Annotated in this window: 19 protein-coding genes; 9 read left to right on the forward strand and 10 right to left on the reverse strand. The window is 62.3% G+C overall.

The features are described from left to right. Positions 1-94: 94 nt before the first annotated feature. Positions 95-1,321 (forward strand): argininosuccinate synthase, encoded by a 1,227-nt coding sequence (locus tag ACH13J_RS01840; RefSeq protein WP_397541604.1) that lies wholly within the window; start codon positions 95-97, stop codon positions 1,319-1,321. Here the strand turns inward: ACH13J_RS01840 and ACH13J_RS01845 are convergent. Next, entirely contained in the window at positions 1,311-2,030 is a 720-nt protein-coding gene (locus ACH13J_RS01845; RefSeq protein ID WP_397541605.1) for a sulfotransferase-like domain-containing protein, read from the reverse strand. The genes ACH13J_RS01840 and ACH13J_RS01845 overlap by 11 nt on opposite strands. 122 nt (positions 2,031-2,152) lie before the next feature. Here ACH13J_RS01845 and tmpT point away from each other — a divergent pair, with 122 nt between their 5' ends. Beyond that, entirely contained in the window at positions 2,153-2,791 is a 639-nt protein-coding gene (gene tmpT, locus ACH13J_RS01850) for a thiopurine S-methyltransferase (RefSeq protein WP_397541606.1), read from the forward strand. Here the strand turns inward: tmpT and ACH13J_RS01855 are convergent. Further along, positions 2,788-3,696, reverse strand: coding sequence for a D-amino acid aminotransferase (locus ACH13J_RS01855; RefSeq protein ID WP_397541607.1), 909 nt, complete (start codon positions 3,694-3,696; stop codon positions 2,788-2,790). The genes tmpT and ACH13J_RS01855 overlap by 4 nt on opposite strands. A 172-nt stretch (positions 3,697-3,868) precedes the next feature. On the opposite strand from ACH13J_RS01855, the gene msrA reads away from it, so the two are divergent. Continuing rightward, positions 3,869-4,534: a peptide-methionine (S)-S-oxide reductase MsrA gene (gene msrA / locus ACH13J_RS01860; RefSeq protein WP_397541608.1), complete on the forward strand. Its 666-nt coding sequence runs from the start codon at positions 3,869-3,871 to the stop codon at positions 4,532-4,534. A gap of 12 nt (positions 4,535-4,546) precedes the next feature. Here msrA and ACH13J_RS01865 read toward each other — a convergent pair whose 3' ends face one another. Then, positions 4,547-6,802: a phosphate acyltransferase gene (locus ACH13J_RS01865; RefSeq protein WP_397541609.1), complete on the reverse strand. Its 2,256-nt coding sequence runs from the start codon at positions 6,800-6,802 to the stop codon at positions 4,547-4,549. Positions 6,803-6,966: 164 nt separating this feature from the next. On the opposite strand from ACH13J_RS01865, the gene mutS reads away from it, so the two are divergent. Together mutS and ACH13J_RS01875 are read left to right on the forward strand one after the other, a co-directional pair. After that, the gene (mutS, locus tag ACH13J_RS01870) at positions 6,967-9,588 is read left to right on the forward strand and encodes a DNA mismatch repair protein MutS (protein WP_397541655.1); all 2,622 of its coding nucleotides are present in this window, start codon (positions 6,967-6,969) and stop codon (positions 9,586-9,588) included. A 189-nt stretch (positions 9,589-9,777) separates the two neighbouring features. Further along, entirely contained in the window at positions 9,778-10,302 is a 525-nt protein-coding gene (locus ACH13J_RS01875) for a BLUF domain-containing protein (RefSeq protein ID WP_397541610.1), read from the forward strand. Between the two features lie 61 nt (positions 10,303-10,363). Here the strand turns inward: ACH13J_RS01875 and ACH13J_RS01880 are convergent, their stop codons facing one another. Beyond that, complete coding sequence (locus ACH13J_RS01880; protein WP_397541611.1) at positions 10,364-10,924, reverse strand: nucleotide exchange factor GrpE; 561 nt, start codon at positions 10,922-10,924, stop codon at positions 10,364-10,366. 10 nt (positions 10,925-10,934) lie between these two features. Continuing rightward, positions 10,935-11,999 (reverse strand): heat-inducible transcriptional repressor HrcA, encoded by a 1,065-nt coding sequence (gene hrcA, locus ACH13J_RS01885; protein ID WP_397541612.1) that lies wholly within the window; start codon positions 11,997-11,999, stop codon positions 10,935-10,937. A gap of 122 nt (positions 12,000-12,121) precedes the next feature. Here hrcA and rph point away from each other — a divergent pair, with 122 nt between their 5' ends. From rph to ACH13J_RS01905, 4 genes are read left to right on the forward strand one after another with little or no spacing between them, the layout of a single operon-like run. Next, the gene (rph, locus tag ACH13J_RS01890) at positions 12,122-12,838 is read left to right on the forward strand and encodes a ribonuclease PH (RefSeq protein WP_397541613.1); all 717 of its coding nucleotides are present in this window, start codon (positions 12,122-12,124) and stop codon (positions 12,836-12,838) included. Next, positions 12,831-13,439, forward strand: a complete 609-nt coding sequence (rdgB, locus tag ACH13J_RS01895) for an RdgB/HAM1 family non-canonical purine NTP pyrophosphatase (protein ID WP_397541614.1) — start codon at positions 12,831-12,833, stop codon at positions 13,437-13,439. Before rph ends, rdgB begins: the two co-directional genes overlap by 8 nt. Beyond that, positions 13,432-14,589 (forward strand): radical SAM family heme chaperone HemW, encoded by a 1,158-nt coding sequence (hemW, locus tag ACH13J_RS01900; RefSeq protein WP_397541615.1) that lies wholly within the window; start codon positions 13,432-13,434, stop codon positions 14,587-14,589. The genes rdgB and hemW overlap by 8 nt, the downstream gene beginning before the upstream one ends. A gap of 3 nt (positions 14,590-14,592) precedes the next feature. After that, complete coding sequence (locus ACH13J_RS01905) at positions 14,593-14,946, forward strand: DUF454 family protein (protein ID WP_397541616.1); 354 nt, start codon at positions 14,593-14,595, stop codon at positions 14,944-14,946. Here ACH13J_RS01905 and ACH13J_RS01910 read toward each other — a convergent pair. Genes ACH13J_RS01910 through mnmE form a run of 5 tightly spaced genes read right to left on the reverse strand, consistent with a single transcriptional unit; the run spans position 14,921 to position 20,430 of the window. After that, entirely contained in the window at positions 14,921-15,841 is a 921-nt protein-coding gene (locus ACH13J_RS01910) for a ParB/RepB/Spo0J family partition protein (RefSeq protein ID WP_397541617.1), read from the reverse strand. The genes ACH13J_RS01905 and ACH13J_RS01910 overlap by 26 nt on opposite strands. A 17-nt stretch (positions 15,842-15,858) precedes the next feature. After that, on the reverse strand, positions 15,859-16,668 hold the full coding sequence (locus ACH13J_RS01915; protein ID WP_397541618.1) for an AAA family ATPase: 810 nt from the start codon (positions 16,666-16,668) through the stop codon (positions 15,859-15,861). Next, on the reverse strand, positions 16,661-17,272 hold the full coding sequence (gene rsmG / locus ACH13J_RS01920; protein ID WP_397541619.1) for a 16S rRNA (guanine(527)-N(7))-methyltransferase RsmG: 612 nt from the start codon (positions 17,270-17,272) through the stop codon (positions 16,661-16,663). Before rsmG ends, ACH13J_RS01915 begins: the two co-directional genes overlap by 8 nt. Then, positions 17,269-19,140 (reverse strand): tRNA uridine-5-carboxymethylaminomethyl(34) synthesis enzyme MnmG, encoded by a 1,872-nt coding sequence (mnmG, locus tag ACH13J_RS01925; protein ID WP_397541620.1) that lies wholly within the window; start codon positions 19,138-19,140, stop codon positions 17,269-17,271. Before mnmG ends, rsmG begins: the two co-directional genes overlap by 4 nt. Before the next feature lie 3 nt (positions 19,141-19,143). After that, positions 19,144-20,430, reverse strand: coding sequence for a tRNA uridine-5-carboxymethylaminomethyl(34) synthesis GTPase MnmE (mnmE, locus tag ACH13J_RS01930; RefSeq protein ID WP_397541621.1), 1,287 nt, complete (start codon positions 20,428-20,430; stop codon positions 19,144-19,146). Positions 20,431-20,444: the final 14 nt, after the last annotated feature.

Consider the following 20,444-nt stretch of genomic DNA (forward strand, 5'->3'; position numbering starts at 1 on the left):
TGACGCAATGCGGCCCGGCTGGCAAGGGGCGCACCTTGCCCAAATCCGCAAAAGCCGGTAAGCGCGGCCCGATTGACCGTGCAGGGGAAGAGACATGTCCGCGCCGAAGAAAGTCGTTCTTGCCTATTCCGGGGGGCTTGATACCTCGATCATCCTGAAATGGCTGCAGACAGAGTATGGCTGCGAGGTGGTGACCTTCACCGCCGACCTGGGCCAGGGCGAAGAACTGGAGCCGGCCCGCAAGAAGGCCGAGCTGCTGGGTATCGCCCCCGAGAACATCTATATCGAGGACATCCGCGAGGAATTCGTGCGTGACTTCGTATTTCCCATGTTCCGCGCCAACGCGGTTTACGAGGGGCTGTATCTGCTGGGCACGTCTATCGCGCGGCCCCTGATTTCCAAGCGTCTCGTCGAGATCGCGCAGGAAACCGGCGCCGACGCCGTGGCCCACGGCGCCACTGGCAAGGGCAACGACCAGGTCCGGTTCGAGCTGGCGGCCTATGCACTCAACCCCGACATCAAGGTCATTGCACCGTGGCGCGAATGGGACCTGACCAGCCGCACGAAACTGATCGACTTCGCCGAGAAGAACCAGATCCCCATTGCCAAGGACAAGCGCGGCGAGGCGCCGTTCTCGGTCGACGCGAACCTGTTGCACACCTCCTCGGAGGGCAAGGTGCTGGAGGACCCCGCCGAGATGGCGCCGGACTACGTCTACCAGCGCACGACCGATCCGGAAAAGGCGCCCGACACGCCGCAATTCGTGGAGATCGGGTTCGAAAAGGGCGATGCCGTCAGCATCGACGGCGAACCGCTGTCGCCCGCCGCATTGCTCACACGGCTCAACGAACTCGGCGGCGCCCACGGCATCGGCCGGCTCGATCTTGTCGAGGGGCGGTTCGTGGGCATGAAGTCGCGCGGCATCTACGAGACCCCGGGCGGCACCATCCTGCTGGAGGCACACCGGGGGATCGAGCAGATCACGCTGGACCGGGGCGCCGCGCATCTCAAGGACGAGTTGATGCCGCGCTATGCGGAACTGATCTACAACGGTTTCTGGTACAGCCCCGAACGCGAGATGCTGCAGGCCGCCATCGACCACTCGCAGCGACACGTCACCGGCACAGTACGGCTCAAGCTCTACAAGGGGTCGGCCCACACGGTCGGCCGCTGGTCCGATCACAGCCTCTATTCCGAGGCGCACGTGACCTTCGAGGAGGACGCCGGCGCCTATGACCAGAAGGACGCGGCCGGGTTCATCCAGCTCAACGCGCTGCGGCTGAAGCTGCTTGCAGCGAGGGAGAGGCGGCTCAAAGGGTGAGCCGCTCTTCGTATAGCGGCTCGTAAAAGGGCATCGCCGCGTCGGCCAGCCGGGCCTGTGCGGCGGTCAGCTCTGGCAAATCCCCCTCTGCGGGGGCAAAGCCTGTCGAGCGGTGCACCGCCCCGTACCAGTGCGACGCCCAGACCCCGTCTTGCGCGTGCCCGCCCGCGGGCCAGCTGAGCATCGCCGGGTCCCAGTCCAGACCGATTGCCGCGCAAAGCATCCGCAACAGCCCCTCGGGCTCGCGGCGGATATCGGCGGAGTCGATCACGACGGGGCCCTGCCCCTCGGCGCGGAGCTTCTGGAAAAGCTGATATTGCTGGCGGAACCCGATGTCGTCCAGCGTGGGGTTTTCGTACTTGGCCGAAAAGCTCGCCGCCACGCGAGCGGGGTGGCGGATCAGGAAAACGTTGGTAACCTCCGTGATCCAGTCGCGCGGAATGCCCGCGATCATGTGCTGGGTCATGTGTTTTTGATAAAAATGCGGCTTGTCATCCGGCACCGGCCCGAGGAGACCGCCGATCACGTCGGCCGGATCGTTGGGCTGTGCCGCGATGATCTCTTCGCGCATGGGATGGTTCAGGCCCGTCTGCACGAGGTAGGCCGCGTAAAAGGGCTCGTCGATGACGGCAAAATCCGCGCGCGCCCCGAACGCATACATCATTGCCGTCGACAGGTTGCGCGGCCCGGACCACATGGCGATGCGCATGACCTAACCCCGCTTGCGATCACGAAGGAAAGGCATCTTTCGCATCGCTGACTGTTGCACTTGTTGCCGCTTTGCGGTGTAGGCTCGACAATGGAAAATTGCAATCACGGCAAGAGGCGGTCATGGACGCGCAGTTCTGGCACGAGCGGTGGCAAACCGGGCAAATCGGCTTTCACGAGGGGCACGTGAACCGGATGCTCAAGACATACATCAACCGTTTGCAGATGGCGGACGGCGCCCGCGTCTTCCTGCCGCTTTGCGGCAAGACCCGCGACATCGCCTGGCTGAAAGAGCGCGGGTATCGCGTTGTCGGATCGGAATTGAGCGGCATCGCGATCGCGGAACTTTTCGACGAGATGGAACTGGCCCCTGAGGTCACGGGCGATGCGGCACTGCGGCGGCATGCCGCCGGTGGTGTGGAGGTGTTCGAGGGCGATTTCTTCGCGCTCACGCCCGATACCCTCGGCCCGGTCCATGGCGTTTTTGACCGTGCGGCGCTCGTGGCATTGCCGCAAGACCTGCGGCAGCGGTATGCGCGCCAGATGATCCGCCTGACCGCACCCGCGCCGCAATTGCTGGTAACGTTCGTCTACGATACGGCCCGGATGGACGGGCCCCCCTTTTCCGTCGAGGAGACAGAGATACGCGAACTCTACGGCGCGGAGTACGGCGTGGAAATGCTCGACGACCTCGACGTGCCCGGCGGGCTGAAGGGGATATGCCCCGCCCGGGCACAAGCTTGGCTATTGACGGCGCGCTAGGCCGTTTCATGCCGGATCAGGGCCTTGTACAAGTCCTGAATGCGTTTCGTGACAGGGCCGAGGCGACCGTTACCGATCACGCGGCCGTCGATCTCGCCCACCGGCGTCTGCGCGCCGAACGTCCCGGTCAGGAAAGCCTCGTCCGCACCGTAGGTATCCACGAGGGAAAAATTGCGCTCGAAAACTGGTATCCCGTTTTCCCGGCACAGGTCGATCACCTTCTGGCGGGTGATACCGTTCATGCAATAGTCGCCGGTACTGGTCCAAACCTCGCCCTTGCGCACAATGAAGAAGTTGCAGGCATTGGTGGTGTTCACGAACCCGTGCACATCCAGCATCAGCGCCTCGTCCGCGCCCGCCTTTTCCGCCGCGATACAGGCCAGGATGCAGTTCAACTTGGAATGGGAATTCAGCTTGGGGTCCTGCGTCATCGGCAAGCCGCGGATATGCGGCACCGAGCCCAGCCGAATGGGGCGGGCGATCCGTGGTTTGGAATGCTCCATGATAATGGCCACCGTCGGCCCTTGTCGGGACAGTGACGGATGTTGAAACGGCCGCGTCTTGACCCCGCGCGTCACCATCAGCCGTGCGTGGGCGTCGGTTTCCATGCCGTTGGCCTGTTGTGTCTCTAACAGGGCCTGAAAAACCGCGTCCTGCGTCATTCCGATATCGAGGTCGATGGCCTTTGCCGCCTCGAAGAGCCGGCCGAGATGCTCGTCCGCGAATGCCCATTTTCCGTTATAGAGGCGCAACCCCTCCCAGATACCGTCGCCGAGCATGAAGCCGCTGTCATAAACGCTGACGAGTGCCTCATCGCGCCGCACGATCCGGCCGTTGAGCCACAGCAGGACATGCTCGTTCCGGGCGTCCTCCTCTGCCTGGTGGGTGGTCTGGTGCTCTGTCATGGACCGCCGTGTTTACAACCAAGGATGCGGGATGGTTTCGCGTCACGCTAGTGGCGCACCATGGTCGTGCCAAGGGTAAAATCGGCTCACCCTTGCGTGATGATGGCGACGTGCGGCTTGGCCGCGGGGCTTTGGTGGATCACAGTGGCCCACACAACGAAAGGTGAGAACCATGTTGGCACAGGCCAAGGACATGAAGGCGACGCTGTTGGCCGGGCTGATCCTGGTCGGCCTGGCCGTGCATTGTAGCGAAGCACGGGCAGGGGACAGCCGGATCCTGACGGTCGCGGGCGGCTGTTTCTGGTGCGTCGAGGCCGATTTCGAAAGCGTGTCCGGCGTTACCGAGGTCGTATCCGGCTATACCGGCGGAACCGTCGAAAACCCGACCTACAAGCAGGTCGTCCGGGGCGGGACCGGGCATTACGAGGCCGTCCAGATCCACTACGACCCCGCGCAGGTATCCAAGGAACAGCTGTATCACCTGTTTTTCCGGTCCATCGACCCCACCGATCCCGGTGGCCAGTTCTGCGACCGCGGCCCGAGCTATCGCACCGCGATTTTCGTAGAGACGCAGGCGCAGCGAGACGCGGCAGAGGCGGCCAAGGCCCGCGCCGAGGCGCAACTTGGACAGACAGTCGTGACACCGATCCTGGATGCCGGGCCATTCTACGAGGCCGAGGAGTACCATCAGGACTACTACAAGAGTTCCGACCTGGTGCTTACCCGGCGCGGACCGAAAACCAAGAAATCGGCATACAAGTTCTACCGGGAGGCCTGCCGCCGGGATGAACGCGTCGAGGAATTGTGGCAGGAAGAGGCGCCATTCACGGGCGGCTGACGCGCTACGGGGTCAGCCGACCTTGCACGCCGCCAGCACTGCCATGTTCAGAACGTCGCTGGCCGTCGAGTTAGTCGAGCAGATCTGGATCGACTTGTCTATTCCCGACAGGATCGGGCCGATGACGGTCGCGCCAGCCATTTCCTGCATCAGCTTGGTCGAGATCGAGGCGGAGTGCCGCGCCGGAACGACAAGGATGTTGGCGGGTCCGGTCAGTCGCTGGAAAGGATAATGCGCCTGCGCCGCCGGGCTGAGCGCAACGTCCACCGTCATCTCGCCCTCGAACTCGAAATCGACACCGCGACGTTCGAGCACCACCGGCGCGCGATGCATTTTTTCCGCTCTCTCGGATCGTGGATACCCGAACGTCGAAAACGAAACGAAGGCAACGCGCGGTTCGATTCCCAGCCCTCGCGCAACCCCCGCGGCGCGTTCCGCGATCGTGGCAAGGTCCTCCTCATCGGGCCATTCATGCACGAGGGTGTCCGAGATCATGACGATCCGTCCCTTGTGCAATAGCGCCGTCACCCCGACTGCGCCCTGTTCGGCCCCGGCATCGAAAACGTGGTTTATCCGATCCAGCACATGCGCGGATTTCCGTGTTGCACCCGTCACCAGACCGTCGCCGTGGCCATGGGCCAGCATCAGGGCGGAAAAAACGTGGCGGTCACGCGCGGCCAGCCGGTGAACGTCCTGCTGGTCGAAACCCCGCCGCTGCAGGCGGGAATAGAGCAATTCCTTGTATTCCTCCAGGAAACCGGTCTTTGCGGCGTTGGTGACCTCGATCTCGGCCACCGCGTCCCCGAGGCCGGCCGCCTCGAGCTTTTGCTTGACGTCCTCGTCACGGCCGACCACCAACGCCTGTCCGAAGCCGGACCGCTGATACTGCACCGCCGCGCGCAGAACACGGGGGTCGTCGCCCTCGGCAAAGATCATCCGGGCCTGTGCCGCCCGGGCGCGGGCGTTGATCGACCGCATGATGGAGGCCGTCGGGTCCAGCCGCGACTTGAGGGCCAGTTCATAGGCTTCCATGTCCACGATGGGCCGACGCGCGGCGCCAGTATCCATGCAGGCGCGCGCCACCGCCGGCGGGATCTTGTGAATAAGCCGCGGATCGAATGGCGTGGGAATGATGTAATCGCGGCCGAAGCTCAGCTTGCGGCCATACGCCATGGCGACCTCGTCCGGGACGTCCTCGCGCGCCAGCCGGGCCAGCGCCTCGGCGCAGGCGATCTTCATTTCGTCATTGATGGCCCGCGCGTGGACATCCAGCGCGCCCCGGAAAAGATACGGAAATCCCAAGACGTTGTTGACCTGGTTGGGATAGTCCGACCGCCCCGTTGCCACGATGGCATCCGGGCGCACCGCGTGGGCGTCCTCGGGCGTGATCTCGGGGTCGGGATTGGCCATGGCAAAGATCACCGGGTCGGGCGCCATTGACTCGACCATCGCCTGCGTGACCGCACCCTTGACCGAGACGCCAAGGAAAACGTCCGCCCCCTGCATCGCCTCTTGCAGCGTGCGCAGATCCGTCCTGATCGCGTGGGCGGACTTCCACTGGTTCATGCCCTCGGTGCGGCCTTGGTAAATAACGCCCTTCGTGTCGCAGGCGATGCAATTCTCGGGCCGGGCGCCCATGGCCTTGAGCAGTTCGATACAGGCAATGCCGGCAGCGCCCGCGCCGTTGAGCACGATCCGGCAATCCTCGATCCGCTTGCCCGACAGGTGCAGCGCGTTGATCAGGCCCGCCGCACAGATCACCGCCGTGCCGTGTTGGTCGTCATGGAATACGGGAATGTCCATCTGCTCCTTGAGCGACTGCTCGATGATGAAGCATTCCGGCGCCTTGATATCCTCCAGGTTGATACCACCGAATGTCGGGCCCATCAGCTTGACCGCGCTGATGAATGCCTCGGGGTCCTCGGTATCCAGCTCTATGTCGATGGAATTGACATCGGCGAAACGCTTGAACAGCACCGCCTTGCCCTCCATCACCGGCTTGGAGCCGAGCGCACCCAGATTGCCCAGGCCCAATACCGCCGTTCCGTTGGAGATCACGGCAACGAGGTTGCCCTTGTTTGTATAGTCATAGGCGGTTTCAGGGTTCTCCGCGATGGCCTCGCAGGGGACAGCGACACCGGGTGAATACGCAAGGCTCAGGTCGCGCTGTGTCGTCATCGGGACCGTCGCGGTCACCTCGAACTTTCCGGGGGTCGGTTCGAGATGAAAGGCAAGCGCCTCTTCGCGGGAGTATCGAGTATTGGACATTTGGCGCGCCGTTATTCTGGAAAACTGCATCGATCCATACCGGGGGTTTCGCCGGGGCTCAACCGCGTACAGATTCCGGTTTCGCGCGGTTTGATGGGTTTGTAAGCTTTGCCGACCAATCCCGGGGGGCGTTCGTGACAGCTCAGACTAGTGCCGTGACGCCGATGATGGCGCAGTACCTCGACATCAAGGCGCACTACCCGTCGGCCTTGTTGTTCTACCGCATGGGCGATTTCTACGAGTTGTTCTTTGACGATGCCGTCGCGGCGGCCGAGGCGCTGGATATCGCCCTGACCAAGCGTGGAAAGCATCTGGGCGAGGACATACCGATGTGCGGGGTGCCGGTGCATTCCGCCGAGGGCTATCTGCTCACGCTCATTCGCAAGGGGTTCCGCGTGGCCGTTTGCGAACAGACAGAAGATCCCGCCGATGCACGGAAACGCGGGGCCAAGGCCGTCGTCAGGCGAGAGGTCGTTCGGCTGGTGACGCCGGGCACCCTGACCGAGGAGACGCTCCTTGACGCCCGCCGGCACAACTACCTCGCCAGCTTTGCGCGCGTGCGGGGCGAGGGGGCGCTGGCATGGGTCGATATCTCGACCGGCAGCTTCCATGTCATGCTGCTGCCCGAGGTGCGTCTGGCGCCCGAGCTGGCAAGGCTGGCGCCCAGCGAGCTTATCGTGACGGATCACGAGGAACTTGAACTTTCCGAAATCGTCTCTGACACGGGGGTTTCCATAACCCCGCTGGCACGGTCAGCCTTTGACAGCGCGGGCGGGACGGACCGCCTGTGCAAGCTGTTCGGGGTCGAGACGCTGGACGCCTTTGGCCGTTTCGGCCGCGCGGAACTGGCGGCGATGGGAGCGATCGTCGAGTATCTGGAGATCACGCAAAAGGGCAAACTGCCACTGCTGCGCGCACCGGTGCGCGAGGCGCAGGCCCGCGTGATGCAGATCGACGCCGCGACCCGCCGAAACCTCGAACTGACCCATGCCCTGTCGGGTGGACGGTCGGGATCGCTGCTCGCGGCCATGGACAGGACCGTGACGGCGGGCGGCGGGCGGCTGCTGGAGCGGCGCATTTCTTCGCCGTCTCGGGTGCTGGACGTGATACAGGCACGGCAGGACGCGGTGGCGTTCGCGGTTGAAAATGCCCGCGTTGCCGAGGATCTTCGCGATGCCCTTCGCCGGGTGCCGGACCTTGAACGCGCCCTGTCACGCCTGGCCGTAGACCGGGGTGGTCCGCGCGACCTGGCGGCAATCCGCAACGCGCTGGCACAGGCCGCCGCCATCTCCGAAACCGCCGCTGACCAGGATCTGCCGCCACTTCTGACAGAGGCAATGGCGCGGCTGAGCGACCATGACGGGCTGCTCGATCATCTCGACGACGCGCTGGTTTCGGAACCGCCGCTAATGGTCCGGGACGGGGGCTTCATCGCCGAAGGCTTCGACGAGGAACTCGACGAGGTACGGCGGCTCCGCGACGAGGGCCGGAACGTCATCGCCGGCATGCAGGCCGAGTATGTCGAGCTGACCGGTATCCAGAGCCTCAAGATCAAGCATAACAACGTTCTGGGTTACTTCGTGGAGGTGACGGCGACGCATGCGGACAAGATGCTGTCGCCGCCGTTGAACGAAACCTTCAAGCATCGTCAAACCACGGCCAACCAGCTGAGGTTCACCACCGTTCCCCTCAGCGAGATGGAAACCCGCATTCTCAACGCGGGGGGCCGGGCACTGGAGATCGAGAAACGCCTCCATGAAAACCTGAAAGCGGCCGTTCTGGAGCGCTCGGCAGAGCTGTCGCAGTTGGCCGGCGCCTTGTCCGAGCTTGACCTGACAACCGCGCTCGCCGATCTCGCCCGCGCCGAGGACTGGTGCCGCCCGCAGGTTGACGAAAGCCGCGCCCTTACGATCAAGGGCGGCCGTCACCCTGTGGTGGAACGCGCACTGCACTCGCAAGGCGGCGACCCCTTCATCGCGAACGATTGCGAGCTCGGCGATAAGAGCGATATCTGGCTGCTCACCGGGCCCAACATGGCGGGCAAGTCGACCTTTCTGCGGCAAAACGCCCTGATCGCCGTACTGGCACAGATGGGCAGCTACGTGCCGGCCAAGGCGGCCCATGTGGGCATGGTCAGCCATTTGTTCAGCCGGGTCGGCGCATCGGACGATCTTGCGCGCGGACGGTCGACCTTCATGGTCGAGATGGTCGAAACCGCCGCGATCCTGAACCAGGCCGACGATCATGCACTGGTCATACTCGACGAGATCGGCCGCGGAACGGCGACGTATGACGGTCTTTCGATCGCATGGGCCACGCTGGAACATCTGCACGGCATCAATCGCTGCCGGGCCCTGTTCGCAACGCACTATCACGAGCTGACCCACCTCAGTGACCGGCTGGAACGTGTTGATAACGCCACCGTGGCCGTCAAGGAACATGAGGGCGAGGTCGTGTTCCTGCACGAAGTTCGCCAGGGGGCGGCCGACCGCAGCTACGGCGTTCAGGTCGCCAAACTCGCCGGGTTGCCGCGCTCGGTCGTGGAGCGAGCCCGCGTGGTCCTGGACGCGCTTGAAAAGGGCGAGCGGGAAGGCGGGGGCAAGCGCGAAGCGGTGATCGACGATCTGCCGCTCTTCGCGGCCGCCCCGACCCCGGCGGCAGAGCAGACACGCGACGCATCAGCTGTCGAAAACCGTTTGTCCGAGATCATGCCCGACGATCTGACGCCGCGCGAGGCATTGGAACTGGTCTATGAACTCAAGGCCATGACCAGCCGGACGGGTTGACAACAACTGCGCGAGGGATGATCGTTCCCGTCCACGGTTTCCTGGCGGGATTGCCGGTAGGAAAAGAGGTTTCCGGGGCATCCGCAAGCATACTTCCTTGGCTTGCCAAGTCATCGTCGGGGCAACCAGGGGCCGTGACCCCTTAGACCATTCGCGGGAATACATGGACATCTTCGCCGGGTGGAGCCAATGACCGAGATCGTCGCGCTATGTTACTGTTCCCGCCCCGTGGGGTTTTCCTTCCAGCGGGTGGAAGAGATTCTGCAGGAATCGCGGCGTAACAATGCCACCGCAAAGGTCACCGGTGCGCTGATCTACGACAACTGGACGTTCCTGCAATGGATCGAGGGCGAAAAAGCGAATGTCCGGCAGATATTCGAACGCATCAACAATGACAGCAGACATACGGATATCAGGATCCTCACGGTCAGAAAGCTGAATGACCGCTGGTTCCCCGATTGGTCTATGACCGCCGCTGTCACCGAGGGCCAGACGCTGCGCGGCCTGAGGCTGGTCCCGCACGTGTCGCTGAAACAGTTCGATCCGTTCCAATGGTCGCAATCCGACACGATACGGTTCATGAAGGCGCTGAGCGATTACCTCACCCGGCGGCCAGCGCCGGCGTCGCACGCCGCGTCCGGCGCGGAAACGCCCGAACCCGCGCCAAGGGACCCCCTGACCGTTCTTGACGCGTATCTTTCCCGCTTGCCGTGACGGCACCATGATCGGGCTTGTCCGAGGGCCGCCGCGGCCAGAGAGGCAATAGCGACGAAACCTATCCCTGGTATGACGAAACGCCGACCTGGGCCGGGCGCAGCATCCGGTCGTGAAGCATGAACCCTTGTGCCGAAACCTGTATGATGTCGCCGGCGTTCGTGCCGGGCAGCGGCGCCTCGAACATCGCCTCGTGTTGCTGCGGGTCGAACCTGTCGCCAACCTGGGGATCGATGATCTTGATGCCGTGTTTCTCGAACACCTTGAGTAGTTCGCGCATGGTCAGCTCGACGCCCTCGATGAGAGGGCCTGCAACCTCTTTCTGTTCATCGGTCACCGCCCCGAGTGCACGTTGCAGGTTGTCGTACACGGGAAGCATGTCACGGGCCAGCTTGGAGCCGCCATAGTGCTCTGCCTCCATGCGGTCCTTTTGTGCACGCTTGCGCGCGTTCTCGGCCTCGGCAAGGGCGCGCATGAACTTGTCCTGAAGCGCGTCGCGCTCGGCACGCAGTTGCTCGGCCTCGGCGTCCTGTTCCGGCACATCCTCGGTCATCGGTGCCTGTTCTTCGGTCTCGGCCTCGGCGATGTCGTCCAGGAATCGATCTTCGTCGCGCTCTGCCATTCTTTCACCTCTAGCGTCTGTCCGCGATCAGCTTGCCGACGATTTGCGCCGTATAGTCGACGATCGGCACGATGCGGCCATAATTCAGGCGCTTGGGGCCGATCACCCCCACGGCGCCAATGATTTTCCGGTCAGCGTTCATATAAGGAGACACGACCAGAGAGGAACCCGAAAGTGAGAAAAGTTTGTTCTCTGAGCCAATAAAAATCCGCACGCCTTCCCCGGCATCCGCCAGTTCGAGGAACTCGGCGATGTCGCGCTTGCGCTCGAGATCGTCGAAAAGGCTGCGGATACGGTCAAGCTCTTCCTCTTCGGTTTCCGTTTCCAACAGGTTTGCCCGTCCGCGCACGATGAGCCGCTCGTAACTGTCGGATTCGCCATCCCACACAGCGAGCCCGCTCTCGACGAGTTGCCGGGCCAGTTGATCGATCTCCTGCCGCCGCGTTTCGATTTCCCGCGCGATGACCGTCTGCACGTCGGACAGTGTCTTGCCCTCGATCAGGGCATTCAGAAAATTCGCGGCCTCACGCATGGAACTTGGCGTCTGGCCGGGGGGCGGGGTGAAGATCCGGTTCTCGACATGACCGTCGGCAAACACCAGCACCACGAGCGCCCGGTCATGGCCGAGGCTTACAAACTCTATGTGCTTTATCGGGGCCTCGTGCTTGGGCGCCAGCACCAGCGATGCGCCGTGCGTGACACCCGACAGCGCCGACCCGATCCGGTCCAGGGCGGTTCCGACATCGTCGGAGTTGCTGCCGAGGGTGGCGTCGATCATCTCGCGGTCGCTGGACTCAAGGTCGCCGATCTCCAGCAACCCGTCGACAAACATGCGCAGCCCCTCCTGCGTGGGAATGCGGCCGGCCGAAATGTGGGGGCTGTCCAGAAGGCCCAGATATTCGAGATCCTGCATGACGTTGCGCACCGTGGCCGCACTGACCTTTTCGCTCATGTCGCGGCTGAGAGTACGCGAGCCGACCGGGTCGCCCGTTGCAAGGTAGGACTCCACGACGCGCCTGAACACCTCGCGGGTGCGGTCGTTCATGTCTGACAGTACCTTGCCGGAGTCCTTCATTTCCTGGTCATCCTGGGTTGCGTGATGCGTCATTAAAGACGGCAGATCGCAAAGGTCAATCGGGGTTGCACTTGCTTATCACGGCCATGTATTCCGGGCGCGCTGACAAAAGGGGTATTGCCATGCGGCCTTCGGGTAGAGACTTAAGTGAGATGCGCGCGGTTTCAATCGAGACCGGCGCAACCAAACACGCGGAAGGATCCTGCATGATCTGCGTGGGCGATACCAAGGTGCTATGCACCGCGACGATCGAGGACCGGGTGCCGCCCTTTGTCAAGGGGTCGGGGCTTGGCTGGGTGACGGCGGAATACGGCATGCTGCCGCGCTCCACCACCAGCCGGATGCGGCGCGAGGCATCGGCCGGCAAGCAAGGCGGCCGCACGGTTGAGATCCAGCGGCTGGTCGGCCGGGCTCTCAGGGCCGGCGTCGACCGTGTGGCACTGGGCGAACGGCAGATCACCGTCGACTGCGACGTGATACAGGCCGATGGCGGAACGCGCTGTGCGGCGATAACCGGCGGTTGGGTGGCATTGCGGCTGGCGGTGCAGAAACTGATGAAGCTGGGCGAGGTCACGAACGACCCGATGACCGATCCGGTGGCGGCCGTGAGCTGCGGCATATATGCCGGGCAGCCGGTGCTTGACCTCGATTACCCGGAGGACAGCGAGGCCGGTGTCGATGGCAACTTCATCATGACGGGATCGGGTCGCTTGATCGAGGTACAGATGAGCGCGGAGGGCGCCACGTTTTCCCGCTCGCAGATGGATCAGCTGATGGATCTGGCCGAGCAGGGCGTCAACACGCTCGTCTCGGCGCAAAAGGCTGCCGTCGATGCGTAGGTTCGACGGCGACACTCTGTTGGTGGCTACGCACAACAAGGGCAAGCTGGAAGAGATCGCCAATCTGCTGGCACCGTTCGGCGTGTCCGTCGTTGGTGCCGCCGAAAAGGGCCTCGAGAAACCGGAGGAAACCGAGGCGACGTTCGCGGGAAACGCACGGATAAAGGCTCATGCGGCTGCCCGCGCCACCGGCCTGCCCGCCTTGTCGGATGACAGCGGGATCGTGATCGATGCGCTTGACGGTCAACCCGGCGTCTACACGGCAGATTGGGCCGAAACAGAGACTGGCCGCGATTTCGTGATGGCCATGACGAAAGCACATGACAAGCTGTTGGCATGCGGTGCGCCAGAACCCTGGACAGCCCGCTTTTGCTGCACGCTGGTTCTGGCGTGGCCGGATGGCCATGACGAGGTATTTCCCGGAACCGTCGAAGGACGCATCGTTTGGCCCATGCGGGGTGACAACGGGCACGGTTATGACCCGATTTTCCAGCCCAACGGGTACGACATCACCTTCGGCGAAATGGACAGGTGGCAGAAGAACCGGATCAGCCACCGGGCGGATGCGTTCGCGAAACTGGTGAACGGGTGCTTTGGCTGAGGACTGGCAAAACGGCGGCTTTGGTCTCTATCTGCACTGGCCGTTCTGCGAGGCCAAATGCCCCTATTGCGACTTCAACAGTCATGTCGCCCGGGAAATCGACCAATGCCGCTGGAAAAGTGCCTATCTAGCAGAGATAGCCCGCTACGCCGAGCTGCTGCCAGGCCGGATTCTCAATTCCGTGTTTTTCGGGGGCGGCACCCCAAGCCTGATGTCACCCGAGCTTGTTTCTGACATTCTCGATGCCATCCGCACGGCGTGGCCCGCGGCGAATGACCTTGAGGTCACGTTGGAGGCGAACCCCGGGTCGGTCGAGGCCGGCAGGTTTGCGGGTTATGCGGCGGCCGGTGTATCGCGTGTGTCGATGGGTGTGCAGGCTCTTAACGACCACGACCTGCGGAGGCTGGGGCGGTTGCATTCGGTGCAAGAGGCTTACGAAGCCTTTGATATTGCAAGAAAATATTTCGATCGTGTCAGTTTCGACCTGATCTATGCGCGGCAGGGCCAATCCGTTGACGAATGGCGGAAGGAGCTGGCCGAGGCCCTGAAAATGGCGGTGGATCACCTGTCACTCTACCAACTCACGATCGAACCGGGCACGGCCTTTGGTGAGCGGCACGCGCGCGGTGGGCTGAAGGGTCTGCCCGGCGAGGACAAGGCCGGTGATATGTACGAGATCACACAGGAAACCTGTCGCGCCGCCGGTTTGGAGGCCTACGAAGTTTCCAACCATGCCGTTCCGGGTGCCGAATCCCGGCACAACTTGATTTACTGGCGGTACGGCGATTATGTGGGGATCGGTCCCGGCGCGCATGGGCGGATCACGCTGCAAGGGCAACGTCATGCGACGGTAGCACCTGATCAGCCGGATCAATGGCTTGCCGCGGTCGAAGCAGGCCGCGGCGCGGGGGCGGCCGAACCGATCCCGCCTGCGGTGCAGGGGGACGAGTACCTGATGATGGGACTTCGGATATCCGAGGGGATTGATGCTGATCGCTTCCAGAGTATCACCGGCGCAACGCTTGACCCGGAGAAGATCCACCACTTGCAGGAAATCGGCGTGATTACGGTGGATGATCATCGTGTCCGGGCGACAGAGTCCGGGCGGCCCGTACTCAACGCGGTGATCCGTGAATTGCTGTCATCTTAAGGGATGAGGTTGGTCTGGCTCTTGCTCGGCCTGACATTCGTTGGCCTTGGGTTCTTGGGGATCATTCTGCCGCTGGTGCCGACCGTGCCATTCATGCTGCTGGCGGCATTCTGTTTTGCGCGCTCGTCCGAGCGGTTGCACGATTGGATCCTTTCACACCCGCAGTTTGGCCCGCCCATCACGGAGTGGCGCGAGCGTGGCGCAATCAGTCCACGAGTCAAAAGGATTTCATCGATTTCGATCGTTCTAGTCTTGGTAATCTCGGTGTTAACCGGAGTGCGTCCCCAGATTGTTCTCGTTCAGGCGGGTGTGCTGATGGCCGTCCTGGTTTTCATCTGGAGCCGTCCGAGTGGGTAACGCTTAGAAGCCGGCACAACTCGTCCAGCTGTTCGAGTGTATCGTACGCGATCGTCACGCGGCCGTTCTCGGCGCCGGGGCTGTGATCGACCGTCACCTGCATACCCAGATTGGCCGAAAGATCACCTTCCAACGCCTTGGTATCGGCGTCCTTGGCGGGCTTGGCACTGCTTTTCGCTCTTGCGGTGCTCTGGCGTGCCTGGTCGGTGCCACGTTTGGCGAGTTTCTCCGCCTCTCGTACCGACAACCGCTTCTTGACGATATCACGCGCCAGCGCCACCGGGTCCTCCGCCGTTATCAGGGCCCGGGCATGCCCTGCCGAAAGCCGTGCATCGCGCAGATAGACCTGGACTTCCTCGGGCAAGGACAGAAGGCGAACCGAGTTGGCGATGTGGCTGCGGCTCTTGCCAAGAGCCCTTGCAAGCCTTTCCTGCGTATGGCCGAACTTCTCCATCAACTGGGTATAACCGGTCGCCTCTTCCACCGGGTTGAGGTCGGCGCGCTGGACATTCTCTATGATCGCGACTTCGAGGACTTCGGTATCGTTGAAATCACGGACCAGCACGGGCACTTCGTGGAGCTTGGCCATCTGCGCGGCCCGCCAGCGGCGTTCACCGGCAACGATTTCGAAATGCCCCTCCCTGGATGGTTTCGGCCGCACGATAAGGGGTTGGATGATACCCTTTTCGCTGATCGAGGCGGCGAGATCCTCCAGTGACGCTTCGTCGAAGGCCCGGCGCGGCTGATCCGGGTTGGGCGCGATCCTTTCGATCGGGACGACCTGATCCGGCAGAACCGGTTGATCAGCGGTCTCGCTGTGGCCTTCGTTCACGTCGGCCATCAATGCGGACAACCCGCGGCCAAGACCGCGTTGTTTCGTTTTCTTGTCGGCCATGCCGGTTCTCCCAGTTTTTATGCCGCGACGCGGGTATTATTGCGGATCATTTCCTCGGCAAGCTTACGGTATGCCAGCGCGCCCTTGGAACCACTGTCATACCGCAGGACCGGAACCGCATAGGAGGGCGCCTCGCTGACCCGGACGTTCCGGGGTATGAGCGTCTTGAACACCAGATCACCGAGATTGTCGCGCGCATCCGCCTCGACCTGGGCAGAGAGATTGTTGCGCATGTCATACATGGTCAGCACGATCCCCTCGATCCGCAGGTCGGGATTGGCCGATTGCCGGACTTCCCGAACCGTCAGCATGAGTTGGGACAAGCCTTCGAGCGCGAAGAATTCCGATTGCAACGGCACCAGCACGGAATGCGCTGCGACCATGGCATTCACCGTCAACATGTTCAACGAGGGCGGGCAGTCGATGAGGATGTAATCGAACTGGAAATGGTCGATACCCGGCTGCCGCAGGGCGTCGTGCAGCAGGAAACTACGCTTCTCGTTTGATATCAGTTCGATGTCGGCGGAACTTAGATCGACATTTGCCGGAATGATCGAAAGGTTCGATTCGCCGGTTGGACGGATCACCTCACCAAGGTCGATGTCGTCCAGCAGCAAGTCATAGGTCGTGTATTGTCTGTCCTCCGGTTCTACCCCGAGGCCCGTCGAGGCGTTGCCCTGCGGATCGAGATCGACGATCAGCACACGACACCCCGATTCCGCGAGGGCGGCGCCAAGGTTGATCGTCGTTGTCGTCTTGCCCACGCCGCCCTTCTGATTTGCAATGGCAATTATCTTGGGTGCGCTCTGCCGGGTTGGATCAGACACGGGATACTCCTGAGATGCTCAAAATCACGGGGCCTTCCCCAGTTTCACTTCTAGCAACCCGGTATTGGAACTTCCACGACGTTTGCGCGTCTTCCAGTTCTTTTTTCCACGTGACCCCTTTGTGAAAAAGGGCGAGTCCGTCCGAAGGCATGTGGCGATGGGCGTATCCCAGTAATGTCGTCAGATCGGCAAGTGCCCGTGCGGAAACGACATCGGCCTGCAAGGGTGGAATTTCCTCGATGCGTCCACGCACCACATCCGCCGCGACGGCCGTTTCCCGTAGAACGGTACGAAGGAAAGCGCATTTTCGCTGGTCGTTTTCTACCAGCGTCACCTTTGTTTGGTGGCCGGCCTCGGCGGCGAGGATTGCCACGACGATCCCTGGGAAACCGCCGCCCGAACCGAGATCCGCCCAATGCCGGACGGGCCGTGGTGCCAAGGCAAAAACTTGCGCGGAATCGATGATATGCCGCGTCCAGAGGTCATCCAGCGTCGATTTCGCGACGAGGTTTATCCGCGGGCTCCATTTGCGCAACAGGGTGGCATAGGTTTCCAGGCGCTCGATTGTTTCACGTGAAACATCCAGCCGCCCCTCTGCCTTCATGCGGATTTCTCTCTCGCCTTCTGCCGCAAGCGTGCGAGGATCAAGGTCAGCGCCGCCGGTGTCATGCCATCCACACGGCCCGCCTGAGCGAGGTTGGCAGGGCGTGTCGCCGAAAGTTTCGCCTTCAGCTCATTCGACAACCCATCTATGTGCTGGAAGTCAAAGTCAGGCGGTATCGCCTGCGCCTCGTCCCGCCGCATCATTTCAACATCACGCTTTTGACGTTCGATGTAGTTCGCGTAGAGCGCATCCTTCTCGATCTGCCTGCGCGTATCTCGGTCGATATCGGAAACGTCCGGTGCCAATTTTTCGAGCGTCGTGAAATCAACCTCCGGGAAGGACAGCAATTGAAACCCTGATCGCCGCGCACCATCCTGATTGACCTTCAACCCCGCGTTGGCCAGCTCGCGCGGTGTAAAGCTCATGGACTCCAGCCGCTCTCGCGCATGATCAAGGCGGTCCATCTTGTCCGCGAAGGCGTTCCGGCGTTCCGCTCCGACACAGCCAATCCTGATACCAACTGGCGTCAGCCGCTGGTCGGCGTTATCGGCGCGCAAGGACAGCCGGAACTCCGCGCGCGACGTGAACATGCGATAGGGCTCGCTCACGCCCCGCGTGATGAGGTCGTCTATCATGACGCCTATATAGCTGTCTGACCTGTTAAAGATAATCGGCTCCCGCTCTGCAGCCGCCAGCGCAGCGTTAAGCCCGGCCACCAACCCTTGTGCCGCCGCTTCCTCGTATCCCGTGGTGCCATTGATCTGCCCGGCAAGGTAAAGTCCTGGAACCGAGCGAACCGCCAATGTCGCATCGAGGTTGCGAGGATCGACATAGTCATACTCGATGGCATAACCGGGTTGAAGAATCTCAGCCTGTTCCAACCCTGCGACAGACCGCACATACTCTGTTTGCACGCCTTCCGGCAGCGAGGTTGAAATCCCGTTGGGATAAATCACCGAATCCGACAAGCTTTCCGGCTCCAGAAAAATCTGGTGTGACTGTTTATCGGCGAACCTGACAACCTTGTCCTCGATCGAGGGGCAGTATCTTGGGCCGACACCGTCTATGCGCCCGCCATACATCGCGGAACGTTCTAGATTTTCCCGGATTATGTCATGAGTTGCAGAGTTCGTATGCGTTATCCCGCACGACACCTGCCGCGCCGCCGGTGCGGTGGACAGAAAAGAGAACATCGTGGGCTCGCTGTCTCCGGGCTGGCTTTCCAGCACATCCCAATTGATGGTTCTGCCATCCAGCCGCGGCGGCGTTCCGGTTTTCAGTCGCCCCATCGTCAGGCCAAAGGAATCAACGCGTTCGGCAAGTTTTACCGATGGCTTGTCGCCCATACGGCCACCGGGTCGCGAGACGTCGCCGATATGGATCACTCCGCGCAGGAATGTACCCGTCGTCAGGACAACGGCGCGCGCTGTCAGTTCTGTCCCATCGGCGAGCACCACACCGGTCACGTGGCCGCCACGCATCGTGAAATCGGCTGCCTCGCCCTCTATCACCTCCAACCGGTCCTGTCTGGCAACCTCTGCCTGCATGGTCTCACGATAGATTTTCCGATCCGCCTGGGCCCGCGGTCCCTGTACCGCCGGTCCTTTGCGCCGGTTCAACAGGCGGAACTGGATGCCCGCCCGGTCGGCCACGCGACCCATGAGACCGTCCAGAGCGTCGATTTCGCGCACGAGATGCCCTTTACCAAGGCCACCGATTGCCGGATTGCACGACATTACCCCGATACCGTCCATCGACAGGGTCACCAGCGCGGTTCGCGCACCGACTCGCGCTGCGGCGTGGGCCGCGTCCGCGCCGGCATGACCGCCTCCGATTACGATGACATCGAATTGTTTCACGTGAAACACTCCTCACTTGCCGAGGCAGAAACTCGCGAAAATCTCGTCCAGCACGCTTTCCACATCTATGCGTCCTACCAGAGAATCAAGCGCCCGGATAGCTGTCCGCAGCTCTTCCGCCGCCACGTCCGCTACATCCTCGCCCATTGGCACCAATCGCTGCGCCTCTTCCAGGGCAACCAGACCGCGCTGCATCGCCTCCTTGTGCCGCAGCCGCGTTGCGACACCTGACGCCGCCGCCCTCGATGACAGCGTATCGGAGATCTTCTCGACCAGCTCGGTAATCCCGTACCCGGTTTTTCCGGACACACCGTTCTCTCTCGATCCGTGCAGGTCGGCCTTTGAAACAACAACGATATCATCGGCTTCCGGTTCCATCTCGGGTGTACCACCGGGCGCTACCAGAAACACGCGAAGGTCAGCCTGATGCGCCCGGCTACGGGCGCGGTCGATGCCGATTGTTTCCACCGCGTCCGCGGTTTCCCTCAATCCTGCCGTGTCAAGAAGGGTCACCGGCAAACCGCCAAGATCCATTCTGACCTCGATCACATCGCGCGTCGTCCCCGCATGTTCTGACGTTATTGCCGCTTCCCGTCCCGCCAGCGCGTTGAGCAGCGTGGATTTACCAGCATTCGGCGCCCCGACGATCGCGACCTCGAACCCGGCGCGTATACGCTCGGAGATCCGCACACCCTTGATTTCATCTATCAGGTCCGACGTTACCGAACCGACGAGCTCGCTCACTTCCGGCGATACGTCCACAGGCACATCTTCATCAGCAAAGTCGATGGTCGCTTCCAGCAACGCGGCGGCACGGATCAACTTCGTGCGCCACCGCTCGGTCTTCTTTCCGAGATCGCCGGAGAAAACGCGCATCGCCTGCCGTCGCTGTGCCTCCGTCTCCGCATCGATGAGGTCGGCCAGCCCCTCTACCCGGGCCAGATCCAACCGACCATTTTCCATGGCTCTGCGCGTGAATTCACCCGCCACGGACGGTCGCAGTCCGGGCTGTACGGCTAATGCGTCGAGTACGGCCGCCGTGCCCGCAGGGCTGCCATGCACCTGAAACTCCGCGCTTTTCTCACCGGTAAAACTTTCGCCCTCAGCGAATACCAGCACCAGCGCCTCGTCCAGACGGTGCCCCTGTTCGTCCTTCAACACACGCAAAGATGCCAACCGCTCTGGTGGAACATCACCACAAAGGCGTTCCACTGCGGCGTGAGACTGCGGGCCGGAAACCCGGATGACCGCAACGCCAGCCTTACCCGGCGCTGTTGAAAGCGCAAAGATCGTGTCCATGCCTTCGCCCCGGG

Origin of the sequence: Roseovarius salis, from assembly GCF_044472985.1 — a bacterium.
Taxonomy (GTDB): Bacteria; Pseudomonadota; Alphaproteobacteria; order Rhodobacterales; family Rhodobacteraceae; genus Roseovarius; species Roseovarius salis.